General features: G+C 64.5%; 9 protein-coding genes. 3 read left to right on the top strand and 6 right to left on the bottom strand.

Annotated elements, in window-relative coordinates; genetic code table 11:
• Positions 1-33: 33 nt before the first annotated feature.
• Genes NQJ30_RS15930 through NQJ30_RS15915 form a run of 4 tightly spaced genes read right to left on the bottom strand, consistent with a single transcriptional unit; the run spans position 34 to position 8,393 of the window.
• A complete protein-coding gene (locus tag NQJ30_RS15930) occupies positions 34-1,503 on the bottom strand; it encodes a sensor histidine kinase (RefSeq protein ID WP_255771032.1) in 1,470 nt (489 codons plus the stop codon).
• A gap of 29 nt (positions 1,504-1,532) precedes the next feature.
• On the bottom strand, positions 1,533-6,386 hold the full coding sequence (locus tag NQJ30_RS15925) for an NAD-glutamate dehydrogenase (protein WP_255771026.1): 4,854 nt from the start codon (positions 6,384-6,386) through the stop codon (positions 1,533-1,535).
• Positions 6,387-6,444: 58 nt separating this feature from the next.
• Positions 6,445-7,752: an AAA family ATPase gene (locus tag NQJ30_RS15920; protein ID WP_255771025.1), complete on the bottom strand. Its 1,308-nt coding sequence runs from the start codon at positions 7,750-7,752 to the stop codon at positions 6,445-6,447.
• Positions 7,749-8,393, bottom strand: a complete 645-nt coding sequence (locus NQJ30_RS15915) for a hypothetical protein (protein WP_255771024.1) — start codon at positions 8,391-8,393, stop codon at positions 7,749-7,751. The genes NQJ30_RS15920 and NQJ30_RS15915 overlap by 4 nt, the downstream gene beginning before the upstream one ends.
• A 148-nt stretch (positions 8,394-8,541) precedes the next feature.
• Between NQJ30_RS15915 and NQJ30_RS15910 the strand changes: the two genes are divergently transcribed.
• On the top strand, positions 8,542-8,757 hold the full coding sequence (locus NQJ30_RS15910; RefSeq protein ID WP_104062208.1) for a helix-turn-helix domain-containing protein: 216 nt from the start codon (positions 8,542-8,544) through the stop codon (positions 8,755-8,757).
• A 17-nt stretch (positions 8,758-8,774) separates the two neighbouring features.
• Here NQJ30_RS15910 and NQJ30_RS15905 read toward each other — a convergent pair whose 3' ends face one another.
• Complete coding sequence (locus tag NQJ30_RS15905) at positions 8,775-9,347, bottom strand: hypothetical protein (RefSeq protein WP_255771023.1); 573 nt, start codon at positions 9,345-9,347, stop codon at positions 8,775-8,777.
• 175 nt (positions 9,348-9,522) lie between these two features.
• Between NQJ30_RS15905 and NQJ30_RS15900 the strand changes: the two genes are divergently transcribed.
• Both NQJ30_RS15900 and NQJ30_RS15895 read left to right on the top strand, forming a co-directional pair.
• Positions 9,523-10,302, top strand: a complete 780-nt coding sequence (locus NQJ30_RS15900; RefSeq protein ID WP_255771022.1) for a LysM peptidoglycan-binding domain-containing protein — start codon at positions 9,523-9,525, stop codon at positions 10,300-10,302.
• A 44-nt stretch (positions 10,303-10,346) separates the two neighbouring features.
• Positions 10,347-10,814, top strand: a complete 468-nt coding sequence (locus NQJ30_RS15895) for an Rv3235 family protein (protein ID WP_255771020.1) — start codon at positions 10,347-10,349, stop codon at positions 10,812-10,814.
• A gap of 86 nt (positions 10,815-10,900) precedes the next feature.
• On the opposite strand, the gene secA is transcribed toward NQJ30_RS15895, so the two are convergent.
• Positions 10,901-13,639 carry a preprotein translocase subunit SecA gene (gene secA / locus NQJ30_RS15890; protein WP_255771019.1) on the bottom strand — a complete coding sequence of 913 codons (2,739 nt, stop codon included), beginning with the start codon at positions 13,637-13,639 and terminating at the stop codon, positions 10,901-10,903.
• Between the last annotated feature and the right edge of the window lie 10 nt (positions 13,640-13,649).

The raw sequence follows: 13,649 nt of genomic DNA, 5'->3' as shown, positions 1-13,649 counted from the left end.
GTGGGGTCGCGGCCATTGCGTTAAGTGACAGCTTTACCGCGCCGCCAGGCTGAGTCGGATCTGCACCGCCGTGCCGCCGCCCTCGCGTGGACGCCACTGAATGGTACCCCCAAGTTCACTGGTGACAAGCGTTCGGACGATCTGCAAGCCGAGCCCCTCAACATGCGGCGTATCCGGCAGGCCCACGCCGTCGTCGGCAACTGTCACCGTCAGCAGTTCCTCACCGTCTTCCTCCTCGGAACGGTCGGCGATGAGCCACACAGTTCCCGTCCGCCCCTCCAGCCCATGCTCGACGGCGTTGGTCACCAGTTCGTTGATCACCAGGGCCAGCGGGGTGGCGAAGTCGCTGGGCAGGTCCCCGAAAAGCCCGGAACGCTCGGTCTTGACCTGCTGCGAGGGAGACGCGACCTCGGCCGAGAGCCTGAACTGGCGGCCAATAAGTTCGTCGAAGTCCACACTCTGCGCCAGGCCCTGCGACAGGGTCTCATGAACCAAGGCGATAGTAGCCACACGGCGCATCGCCTGTTCCAGCCCCTGCTTGGCCTCATCACTGACCATCCGCCGGGACTGCATGCGCAGCAGGGCAGCCACCGTCTGCAGGTTGTTCTTCACCCGGTGATGGATCTCACGGATGGTGGCGTCCTTGGTGACAAGCTCCATCTCCCGGCGCCGCAGTTCCGAAACATCCCGGCACAGCACCAGCGCACCAAACCGCTGGTGCTCATCGCGCAATGGAATGGCCCGCAGGGAGAGGCTGACGCCGCGTGATTCAATCTCGCTGCGCCACGGCATGCGCCCTGTCACCACCAGCGGCAGCGTCTCGTCCACCATCCGCCGGTCTTTCAACAGCCCGGCGGTGACCTCGGCCAACGATCTTCCTTCCAGCGACTCGCCGTCGCCAAGCCGCCGGAAGGCGGATACTCCGTTGGGGCTCGCGTACTGCACAATCCCCTCAGCATCGAGCCTGATGAGCCCGTCGCCTACGCGCGGAGCACCGCGCCGAGAGCCGGTGGGTGAGGCGAAGTCCGGCCATAGCCCCAGCGTCCCCATGCGGAGCAGATCGTACGCGCACTGCCTGTAGGTGAGTTCCAGACGTGAAGGCATCCGGGAACTGGACAGGTCCATGTGAGTGGTCACCACAGCCAATGTCCGGCCGTTGCGGACCATCGGCACAGCCTCCACCCGCAGCGCCATGTCCGAGTTCCAGTTGGTCTCGCTGGACCGCTCAATGGCATGGCTTTCCCAGGCCTTGTCCACCAGCGGCTGCAGGTCCGCCCGGATGGGTTCGCCCACAAAGTCGCCGTGGAAGACCGTGTGCGTGGTTGAGGGCCGCACATGTGCCAGCGCAATGTAGCCGTGTTCCGGGTGCGGAAACCACAATGCCAGGTCCGCGAATGCCAGGTCCGCAACCATCTGCCAGTCGCCCACCAGGAGGTGCAGCCATTCGGCATCGCCCGGCCCGAAATCAGCATGTTCCCTGATGGGGTCCGTAAAGATTGCCACTGCACCTCCAGTTGCGACGCAGGGGATTCCTAGCGTCGGACGATTGACCTCAAGAGCCTCAATGCTACCGACAGTGAGGCCATGTCGTCGGTTTCAAGCGCGTTGACCTCATCGAACATGCTCTTGGCCCTGCCCAGCTGCTCGGCATTCTGGCCCTCCCACTCCTTCAGCCGGTTCTCCGGGGAGTCCCCGGACGCTGTCGACTCAAGCACCGCCGTCGTCATGTCCGTAACTGTGGAATACAGGTCGTCGCGCAGTGCGGCCCGCGCCAGCGCCTGCCAGCGGTCCTGCCGCGGCAGGCTGGTGATCCGCTCCAGGAGCGCGTCGGCGTGGAACCGGTTGAACACCGTGTAATAAACCGACGCGATCTCCTCCACCGGCTCCTTGCGGGTGTGCACGATCTTGGCGATGTCCAGCAGGACGAAGCTTTCGAACAGCTCAGCCCACCGCATGGCAAGGTCTTCCGGGAGTTCCCACCCCAGACCCTTATCCAGCCAGCTGGTCACCCGCTCGCGGTCATCGCCCTTGAGGTAGTCCAGCAGCCGGCCGCGCATCGGGTCCAGGAGCGGCTTGAACTCAGCCACCGTCTCCGCGATGGGACGCGAGCTGTCTCCCTGGGCCAGCAGCCACCTGACCGCCCGGTCCAGGATGCGCCGGATGTCCAGGTGGACGGCGCTCCAGTGTTCAGTGGGGAACGAGGCCGGAAGGCTGTTCAGCTGGTCCACCATGACATTCAGTTCGAAAACCTCACGGAGCGCCACGAAAGCCTTGGCCACGGCCACTTCTGTGGCCGAGGTTTCCTCCATGGTCCGGAACGCGAACGTAATGCCGCCCAGGTTGATCATGTCGTTGGCCACCACCGTGGCGATGATCTCGCGCCGCAGCGGATGGGTGTCCAGCTCAGCGTCAAACCGGTCCCGCAGCTGCGCGGGGAAGTATGCGCGAAGGGTCGCCCGGAACCACGGATCATCGGCCAGGTTGCTGTCTCGCAGCGCCGACGAAAGCTCAATCTTCGCGTAGGCCGCCAGTACCGAAAGCTCCGGCGAGGTCAGGCCCTGGCCCTGGCTCAGCCGTTCCTGCAGGGTCTCCGTGCTGGGCAGCGCCTCGAGATCACGCTTGAGGTCCGCAGACTTCTCCAACCAGTCCATCAGGCGCTCGTAGCTGGGGCTCCACTCGGCCACCCGCTGCCGGTCGTTCAGGAGCAGGATGTTCTGGTCCACGTTGTCCTCGAGGACCAGCCGCCCGACTTCATCTGTCATGGACGCCAGGAAGCCTGCGCGCTCGTCCGCCGACAGCTTGCCCGCCGCCACCATCCGGTCCACGAAGATCTTGATGTTGACTTCATGGTCGGAGCAGTCCACACCGGCGGAGTTGTCGATGGCATCGGTGTTCAGGATGACGCCCTGCAGTGCCGCCTCAATCCGGCCGCGCTGCGTCATGCCCAGGTTGCCGCCTTCGCCCACTACCTTGACCCGCAGGTCTTTGCCGTCCACGCGGATGGCGTCGTTGGCTTTGTCGCCCACTGATCCGTTGGTCTCGGTGCTGGCCTTCACGTACGTCCCGATTCCGCCGTTGTACAGCAGGTCGGCCGGGGCCAGCAGGATCGCACGGAGGAGTTCGGGCGGGCTCATTTCGGTGGTGCCCTCAGGCAGGCCGATGGCGGCCCGGACCTGCGGCGAGACCGGAATGGACTTCACCTGGCGGGGATACACGCCGCCGCCTTCGCTGATGAGGGACTTGTTGTAATCGTCCCAGGAGGACCGCGGCAGCTTAAAGAGCCGTTCCCGTTCCGCAAACGAGGCTGCCGGGTCCGGCCTCGGGTCAAGGAAGATGTGCCTGTGGTCGAACGCGGCCAGCAGCCGGATGTGCCGGGACAAAAGCATGCCGTTCCCGAACACGTCGCCGGACATGTCGCCCACGCCCACCACCGTGAAGTCCTGGGTCTGGGTGTCCACGTCCAGCTCGCTGAAGTGCCGCTTGACCGACTCCCACGCGCCGCGGGCGGTAATGCCCATGGCCTTGTGGTCGTAGCCTACCGAGCCGCCGGAAGCGAACGCATCACCGAGCCAGAAGCCGTATTCCGCGGCCAGACCGTTGGCGATGTCCGAGAAGGTGGCCGTCCCCTTGTCCGCCGCCACCACGAGGTAGGAATCGTCGTCGTCGTGCCTGACAACGTCCGACGGCGGCACTACGGTTTCCGCCCCGGCTTCGGTCACGAGGTTGTCGGTAAGGTCCAGCAGGCCGCGGATGAAGGTTTTGTAGCTTTCCATACCCTCGGCCAGCCACGCCGCCCGGTCCACGGTGGGGTCCGGGAGCCGCTTGGCAAAGAAGCCGCCCTTGGCGCCGGTGGGAACAATTACCGCATTCTTCACGGTCTGCGCCTTGACCAGGCCAAGTATTTCCGTCCTGAAGTCCTCGCGCCGATCGGACCAGCGCAGGCCGCCGCGGGCCACCTTGCCGAAGCGCAGGTGCACGCCTTCAACCCGCGGTGAGTAGACCCAGATCTCGAACATTGGCCGCGGGAACGGCAAGCCCTCGATCTTGGCCGAATCGAGCTTAAAACTCAGGTGCGGCTTGTACTGGTAAAAGTTCGTGCGGAGGGTGGCCTCGATCAGGTTGGCGAAGGTGCGCAGGACACGGTCGGCGTCGAGCGTTGCCACCTCGTCGATCGCCGCCGAAAGTTCCGCACGGACCTTTCCCTGGGCGGCGGGCCGCTGGTCCCCGGCGAGCGCCGGATCAAATCGGGCCGCGAACAGGGCCGTCAGGGCCTTGGTAACGTCCGGATTGGCGAGCAGCGTGTCCGCGACGAAGCCCATCGAGTTTGTGTTTCCCATTTGCCGCATGTACCGCGCATAGGCCCTCAGCACCGTAATCTGCCGCCAGTGCATCCCCTCGCGCAGCACCAGCCGGTCAAGGCTGTCCGACTCGACCGCTCCGGAGATGGCAGCCCCGAACGAGTCACCGAGCAATTCGCCGGTGGCCAGCGGATCGACGCCGGTGGGGTACTTCAGCCCGAGGTCGTACAGGAAGAAGTCGCGGCCGTCGGCTGTCTCGATCTCGAAGGGACGCTCGTCCAGCACCTCGAGTCCCAGGTTGTGGAAGTAGGGCAGGATCTGGCTCAAGCTCTTGGGCTCGAGCATGTACAGCTTGACGCGGGCATCCTCTTCGAGGTCTTCCCCGGCACCGTTGGGCAGGTAGACGTGGACACCGGGACGTTCCTGTTTGGCCCCGGCGACGCGCTCGGCCTGGGCACCGTATTTCTCAAACCGGGCGATGTCCTCCAGCGCGTCCTCAACCTCGTAGTCCACGCGGTAGCCGGCCGGGAAGGCCTCGGACCAGATGCCGGCGAGTTCCTTGGACTGCTGGCCGGCCGCGCCGCTGCGCAGCACCTCGGCTACGCCTTCACTCCATGAGCGTGCCGCCCGGACCAGCCGCTTTTCGAGTTCCTCGGTGTTGACATGGCTAAGTTCAGCGTTCTTGGGCAGGCGAATCCGGAAGAAGAGCCGGGCGAGGGCGGATTCTGTCATCCTGGCCTCGAAGTCAATGGATTCAGCCTGGAAAGTGGACCGGAGTTCCTCCTCGATGCGGAGCCGGACGTTGGTGGTGTACCGGTCACGGGGCAGGTAGACCAGCGCTGACATGAACCGGCCGTAAATGTCCGGCCGGAGGAACAGCCGCGTCCGCCGCCGCTCCTGCAGCCGCTGGATGCCTGTCGCCGTTGCTTTCAGGTCCTCCACTTCAATCTGAAACAACTCATCACGCGGATAGGTTTCCAGGATGCCCAGCAGGTCCTTGCCGGAATGGGAGTCCGGGGGGAATCCTGCGCTGCCCAGGACCGCGTTCACTTTTTCGCGCACGATCGGGATATCCCGTACCGACCCTGCATAGGCGCTGGTGGCGAACAGGCCGATGAAGCGGCGCTCGCCGTTGACGTTGCCCGCGGCGTCAAAACTTTTGACGCCGATGTAATCAAGGTAGGCAGGGCGGTGGACGGTGGACCTGGAGTTCGCCTTGGTGATGACCAGCGCACGCTTTTCGCGCGCCTTTTTCCGTCCCGCGTCTGTCAGGTGCTGCAGATGCGGGGCACCTTCTTTTTTGCGGAGCAGGCCCAGCCCGCTGTCCTCCCGCAACTCCAGTACGTCCTCGCCGTCGACGTTTATGAGGTCGTACTCGCGGTAGCCCAGGAACGTGAAGTTGCCGTCGTCGAGCCAGCGGAGCAGATCCTGTGCCTGCCGCAGCTCGGCGATCTGCGCCGGGTTGGCCACCTGGTCCAGGCTCGCGGCAATCTGCATGGCCTTGTTCCGCATCTTGGGCCAGTCCTCGACGGCGGCGCGTACGTCCGCCAGGACACGGGCCAGGCCCTCGAGCAATGACGCCTGGGCTTCATCAGAAACGCGGTTGATCTCCACTGCGATCCACGACTCCATGTGGGACGCGTTTTCGCCTTGGGCGATGAGGTGGGACAGGAGTGGCATGGCGGCGGTGTCACCGCTGGAGATCCCGATATGGGACGGCACCCGGTCCACCTTGACCAGCTCCCCCGTCTCCCTGTTGCGGGTGACAACAAAGAGCGGATGCAGGACAAGGCGGATGGCTGCCCTCTGGCGGACAAGTTCGGCGTTGAGGGAGTCCACCAGGAAAGGCATGTCGTCCGTGACAACATAAACGACGCTGCTGTCTTCCTCGTGGACGATGGAAACCTTGGCTTCGCCGGGCCGCCGGCTGGCAGCTACATTCCGGTGGGTCTCCGCGCGACTGGCCAGCACGGCCTGGGAGTAAGTACGGGCATCTTCTTCAGCCAGATGTTGGTAGTAGTCCCCCAGGAATCCCTCCTGGTCTCCAATTGCTACGGACTGATCCTCCACGCTGGATCCAGACGACATCGACAAACGCCTCCATCACAAAGATTACGGCTGCACCGTTGCAGCTCCTACGGCGAGCCTAACCCTTTACCCGGCGTAGCGCGGTGGAAGAAAATACAGAGGATCTGCCAGATCGCTGGACAGGTGCACAAACCAAATCGGCGATTGACCGCCTGAGTTTGGATTCCGGGGCCGTTTCAAGCAATAACGACCCCGCAAGGAGGGCTGCGTCCGCCACGGCATGGTCGGCAGGCAGGAACGCACTGACTGTCGACGCCGGACCATACCGTTCCCAGGCGTCCCTTAATTGACGCTCCGGCGACCTCCCCACGGCGGAGGCCCGGACTTTGTTGAGCACCACCGTGGGCGAGACATGCGGCACTGCGAGTTCGAGCTCTGCCAATCCGCGGACCAGCCGGGGAACACCCACCGGATCCGCTGCCCCGACAGCAAAAACTGTGTCCGCCAGTTCCAGGCTGCGCAGCGTGGCAGCGTTCCGGCGCGGGGCCATCGTGTCGAAGCTGAGTTCCTCATCAGCCTCGAGGCAAAACCCGGTGTCCACCACCACGACGTCGGCGATCTCCTTGGCGCGTTCCAGAACCAGGGTCAGGGCCGCTCCCCGGAGTTCAGTCCACCTGTCCGCACGGGTGATGCCGGTCAGGACCCGGAAGGTTCCGAGCTTGGTGGTGACCGGCGGGGCGACTTTCAGCAGCGCCTGCGCGTCCAGTTGCCCCTGGTCCGCGAGCCGGCAGGCCTGGGCGAGGCCCGCGGCTTCGTCCAGCAGGCCCAGTACGGCAGCGATGCTTGCACCGTAGCTGTCCGCATCAACCAGCAGCACGGACTTCCCGTCTGCTGCCAGCTCTCCTGCGATATTGGCTGCCACGAAGGTACGCCCGGGCGAGCCCGCCGGTCCCCAGACTGCGATGATACGTCCGGTCCCGGAAGCTGGCGGCACGTCAGCGACGTCGGCGGGAAGCTGGCGCAGCGAGGTACCTGTGTCTCCGAGTGCTGCCCCCGTCCTGGAGCCCTGGGGATTTCCTGTCAGCTGGGATACGGCCTCCGCGATCCTGCCGGCCAAGGCGGCCGATTCAACACCGGTCAGCGCGGACGCCACACCGATCCCCCGCAGCCTTGCTGCTTCCTCGGCATTATCCGTGAGGGCGATAATCGCCACGCCCACTGCCCCAAGCCGGTCAACCAGGGAGGCGGTGAGGCCCTCGGAACCGTCGGCCACCACGGCAGCCCGGGCCAGCCCGCTTTGGCAGGCTGCCAAGAGTTCCGTCAGCTCGGCGCAGCGGCGGACCACTGTGACGGGTCCGTGCAGCCCTTCCAGCCCGCCCACCACGTCCTCCCGGGCCTGGCCAACGGTTACTACCGGGATACTCATGACCTGTCACCGCGCGGGTTCCAGACGACGGAGATCTTGGCTTTGTTGGCCTGCGCCCCGAGCAGGGGAGGCATTTGGCTATCGGCGACCAGCACCATCAGCACCGTGCTGCGGGACGAGCCGAGGGTAGTGGTCGCTGCAGTCACCTGCGCGATTTCCGCTCCGGGCAGCAGCAGCTTTGGCTCGCTGAAGCCGTTCCTGGCGTCGGGCAGCGCCACCCATACATCCACGCGGGTGCCGGCCACCGCCTGCGGAGGCAGCGGTTCGTCAATGGTCACCGCCACGGGCTTGCGGTCCAGGGAGTCAACCGCCGCCAGGCTTTCCTTGGGGACCAACTGGCTCTTTCCGATCCGTTGCACGGCAACCAGCCCGTCGGGCAGTCCCGCTTCCACGGTGATGTAGTGTTCCTCGGTGTCCCCGAGGCGGACCTTGGCCCGGACGAGGTTGTCAGTTGTCAGCTTTTCTCCCACCGCGATGGAGTCCCGGGCCGCATAGACCTCGGTGGTTTGGTCCGCACTGCCCACCAGCGAGATGACGCCCACCACCGATGCCAGCACCAGGAGCACCCCCACCATCAGCCGCGGGTCCTTCCACGATGGAGGCTTCAGCCTGGCACCTGTGGTTCCTGCATCATGGCTCATGCTTTTCCCCCTAGCTCCGAGCCAGGCGGCACTGCGCCCGGACACCTCATTGTTACGGCACAAGCCCAGGAACAAAAGTCAAAAGACCAAACAACACCAAACTGTGGATAACAGCACCAGATAAAGCCTTAAGTGGCAAACTGGTTGCATGCCCAGATTTCTCACCCTCGCCGATGTGGCCGAACAGCTCCAGATCAACTCGCCGGCAGCCTATGCACTGGTACGCAGCGGTGAGCTCAAAGCCATCCAGGTGGGTGGCAGGGGGCAGTGGCGCGTCGAGGAGAAGATGCTGGAGCAGTACATCGAGGAACGTTACGCCGAGGCCAGCCGCATGATCCAGGAGGCTAAGGCCAAGCAGGGCTAAGCCCTGCCGGGGCACGCCTAGATGTCACCGGTGTGCCATGAGCGGACAGCGCCCAGCGATTCAAAAGGAATGGTGGCCACCTGGCGGACCTGCGATGCCCGCCTGGCCTCCCCCGGACCCACCAGCGCCAGATCCAGGAAGTCGGCGCCCACCCGGTCAATGACACCGGTCAGCCCGGTACCGTCATGGGGGCTGTGCCGCAGGATAACCGCCAGCCCGGCCCTGTCCCGCGCCAGGCCGCGCAAGGCATGGGCCAGCCCGATCCGCCGCCGGACGGGTGACGGTTCCCCCACGGAAATGCGTCCCAGGCCGGCATAGTGCGCCACCGCGCCGTAGGGAATCAGGACCTGGCGGCGCACCTCATCCAGGACCAGCGCATCTGCCCCTGCGTGGCTGAGGACACCCTCGAAGGTCCGCCCACCGAGAAGGCAAACGGCCAGCTGGGTACCGAGGCCACCCCGCAGCCTGTCCGCAAGGACCACCGAAGCGGATTCAACCCTGGCCCGTTCAGAAATCTCGGCTTCGACTGCCAGCGCAGCGCCCTCGCCAAACTGCGCCTCCATATCACCGAACAGTGCATCCCATCGCATGGGCCCAAGCGTAGGGCGCTGATTTGTGGACGGTCAATTCATTCCATTCACTAGACAAATCCGATACAACCGGGCCAAACTAAACCTAGTTAAATCAAACAGCATCAAAGTACATCAAACAGAGAGGAATGTGGTGACGACTCGCACGGCACGAATTCTTCGCGCAGACGCAATAATGGCTGTTTCCATCCTTCTTCTGGGCTCGTTCCTCTGCTTGGCAGGCGCGGGGCTGATGGACCGGTGGCATTTCTCGGCGGCCCGGCGGCAGGCGGCCGGCTTCGATGACCTCTTGGGGGCAGTGGCCGTCGCCGCAGGGCTCGCCATCGTCGCGTGGTGGATTTTTGCCGTCGTGGCGTCTTTGGCAGTCGCAGTGCTGGTGCGCTGCGGCCGGCGGCGTGCCGCCGACCGGGCAGGCAGGCTCTGTCCGTCTTTTATGCTGCGGCTCGCCGTGGCAGCGCTGTCCGCCCAGCTTCTCGCTGCTCCCATGGCCGAGGCGGCCGCACCACCAGCTGGGCCGGCCTGGTCGCCGACACAGGGAGCAACCGTCCAGGCCCAGTGGGCGCCCACGGTCAACGCCCAGCCTGCCCCGGAGCCCGCGTACGCGCCGCCGGAGCCGCCGGTCGCCGCGGCGGCCGCGCCGGTCACTGAACCGCATTCTGGTTTGGAGGCGGTCGGGCCGGACTGGCGTCCCAGCCCGCCGGTAACCGATCCCGGGCTGTTGTCCGCCCGGCCCGTCCGCGCCGCACAGGGCTCGCCGCCATCCGCGTTCGAGGTCACGGTGCTGGCCGGGGACACCCTTTGGGACATTGCGTTGCGTCAGCTTGGACCTACTGCCTCGGACGTTGACGTCGCCCTGCAATGGCCGCGCTGGTATGAGGCCAACAAGGCGCAGATCGGCGAAAATCCGAACGTCCTGCTGCCCGGTCAGATCCTGAAGGCACCCGCCACGGCATAACGGAAGTGCCGGCATTCATCAGCACACAATCGAAGGGGAAGCACATGAACGCAGTTACGCCCATCCGCTCCGTGAGGGCCAACGGGGTCCCAGCGGCAGCCGTCCGCCACGTCGATCTTCAACCCGCCGGGACTCCAGGCCGCCAGTTAAAGGCAGCTGACCACGAAGCGGAGGTCCTCGCGATCGCGCGCAGTACTGTGCAGGCGGCCATGGAAGTGCTCGCCGGGATCCGGCCAATCCATCAGCTGGCCCGGCGCCTGGATCCGCGCTGCCTCACCGCCCTCCAGCACCGGGCCGCCCTCATTCGGCGGGAACTGGCCCGCTCCACCTCACCCACTCTGGCCCGGCTGCACAAGAATTCAGTGGTCCGTTCAGTCCGCGCGTGTGAGGTCGCTCCAGGCATTTACGAGGCAAGCGCAGTGGTGGTTGACGACGTCCGCGCGCGGGCGGTCGCCGTCCGCCTGGAACGGAGTAAACAGGTCTGGCGGGTGACTGAGCTCGTGGTTGGCTGAGCCCATAGTCGGCTGAGGCTTATGGCAGAAACAGGAAGTGCCCGGAGCCATAGCTCCGGGCACTTCCATGGATCTTCGCGCTGCCGTCAGCGGCGCTTCTTCTTTGTCTGGCGCTTGGCGGCATCCTGCGCGGCTGCCTTGGCTGGGTTGCCGGACCGGGACGACGCGCGCCCTTCAATCCGCGTCTCGGTGCCGCCGTCCTCGCGGGGGGCCGTGTACTGCAGCTGCGCCGGTTTCTCCGGCGCCTCCAGGCCGGCGGCGTGGATCTGCGGTTCAACGTGTTCGGTGTGGCCGCCGGCGGCATCGGTCACCATCAGGTCCTGCGCCGGTGTCACCTCAACTTCCAGGTTGTACAGGAAGCCGACGCTTTCTTCGCGGATGGCCTCCATCATGGCCTGGAACATAGTAAAGCCCTCGCGCTGGTATTCGACCAGCGGGTCGCGCTGGGCCATGGCACGCAGGCCGATGCCCTCCTTAAGATAGTCCATCTCGTAGAGGTGCTCCTGCCACTTACGCCCGATGACTGAGAGCACCACGCGGCGTTCCAGCTCACGCATGCTCTCCGAACCGATGGCCTCTTCGCGGGCCTGGTAGACCAGGCGTGCATCAGAGAGCAATTCCTCCTTGAGCATCTCCACGGTAAGCCGGGATTTGCCGCCCGCTTCCTCGATGATCTCCTCAGCGGTAACACTGACGGGGTACAGCGTCTTCAGGTTGGTCCACAGCTGGGTGAAGTCCCAGTCGTCACCATTGCCCTCGGCGGTGGCCGCGTCAATGAGCGCGGTGATGGTGTCCTCAATGAAGAACTGCACCTTCTCGTGCAGATCGTCGCCTTCGAGGATCCTGCGACGGTCACCGTAGATGGCTTCACGCTGGCGGTTCAGGACGTCGTCGTACTTCAGCACGTTCTTGCGCTGCTCGGCGTTGCGGCCCTCCACCTGGCCCTGCGCGGACGCGATGGCGCGGGAGACCAGCTTCGACTCCAGTGCGACATCGTCCGGGACGGAGCTGTTCATCAGGCGTTCGGCGGCACCGGAGTTGAAGAGCCGCATGAGGTCGTCGGTCAGCGAGAGGTAGAAACGGGACTCGCCCGGATCGCCCTGGCGGCCGGAGCGGCCACGAAGCTGGTTGTCGATGCGCCGGGATTCGTGCCGTTCGGTTCCGAGGACGTAGAGGCCGCCGGTGTTCAGCACTTCCTCGTGTTCGTCCTTGACTGCCTGCTTGGCTGCCTCCAGTGCTGCAGGCCATGCGCCCTCATACTCTTCGGAGTTTTCCTCCGGATCCAGTCCGCGACTGGCCAGTTCGGCCACGGCCGTGAACTCGGCGTTTCCACCCAGCATGATGTCAGTGCCGCGGCCTGCCATGTTGGTGGCAACCGTGACGGCGCCCTTGCGCCCGGCCTGCGCCACAATGGCAGCTTCACGCGCGTGGTTCTTGGCGTTGAGGACCTCGTGCCGGATGCCTTCCTTCGCCAGCAGCCGCGACAGGTATTCGCTCTTCTCGACGCTGGTGGTGCCCACGAGGACCGGCTGGCCTTTTTCGTGCCGTTCGGCGATGTCCTGCACCACGGCGTCGAACTTAACTGTCTCGTTTTTGTAGACCAGGTCCGACTGGTCAATGCGCTGCATATCCCGGTTGGTGGGGATGGCCACAACACCCAGTTTGTAGGTGCTCATGAATTCGGCGGCCTCAGTCTCGGCCGTGCCGGTCATGCCGGCAAGCTTGGAATACATGCGGAAGTAGTTCTGCAGGGTCACCGTTGCCAGGGTCTGGTTCTCGGCCTTGATCTCAACGGCTTCCTTGGCCTCGATGGCCTGGTGCATTCCTTCGTTGTAACGGCGCCCCGCCAGAATACGGCCCGTGTGCTCGTCGACAATGAGGACCTCGCCGTCGAGAATGACGTAGTCCTTGTCACGCTTGAAGAGTTCCTTGGCTTTGATGGCGTTGTTGAGGAAGCCGATCAGTGGCGTGTTCGCGGACTCGTAAAGGTTCTGGATGCCCAGGTAGTCCTCCACCTTTTCGATGCCGCTCTCCAGGACACCCACCGTGCGCTTTTTCTCATCGGTCTCGTAGTCTTCGCCGAGTTTCAGCCGCTGGACCACTTTGGCGAATTCGCTGTACCAGCGGTTGGTGTCCCCCTGGGCAGGGCCGGAAATGATCAGCGGCGTTCGGGCCTCATCGATGAGGATGGAGTCAACCTCATCGACGATGGCGAAGTTGTGGCCGCGCTGGACCAATTCGGACTTGTCCCACGCCATGTTGTCGCGCAGGTAGTCGAAGCCAAATTCGTTGTTGGTGCCGTATGTGATGTCCGCAGCATACATCTGCCGGCGCACCGAGGGATCCTGGTTGGAAAGGATGCACCCGCTGGTGAGGCCCAGGAACCGGTAGACCCTTCCCATCAGGTCCGACTGGTATTCGGCAAGGTAGTCGTTCACGGTGACCACATGGACGCCGTTGCCGGTGAGGGCGTTCAGGTAGGCCGGAGCGGTGGCCACGAGGGTCTTGCCTTCACCGGTCTTCATTTCGGCGATGTTGCCCAGGTGGAGGGCAGCGCCGCCCATCAGCTGGACGTCAAAGTGGCGCATGCCCAATGTGCGCGACGACGCCTCCCGGACGGCGGCGAAGGCCTCCGGCAGCAGATCGTCCAATTTCTCGCCGTCCAGGTGGCGGGCGCGGAGGCGATCGGTCTCCTCACGGAGTTCCGCGTCAGTGAAGGTCTGGAATGATTCTTCGAGAGCATTGATGGAGTCGGCATAGTTCCGAAGTTGCCGCAGGGTTTTTTTGTCACCCGTACGGAGAAGTTTTTCGATAAGTGATGCCACGTGAAGATAC

Origin of the sequence: Pseudarthrobacter sulfonivorans, from assembly GCF_024391045.1 — a bacterium.
GTDB classification, from domain to species: Bacteria; Actinomycetota; Actinomycetes; order Actinomycetales; family Micrococcaceae; genus Arthrobacter; species Arthrobacter sulfonivorans_B.
The sequence above is the reverse complement of the archived record's forward strand: the minus strand, read 5'-3'. Positions and strand labels throughout refer to the sequence as shown.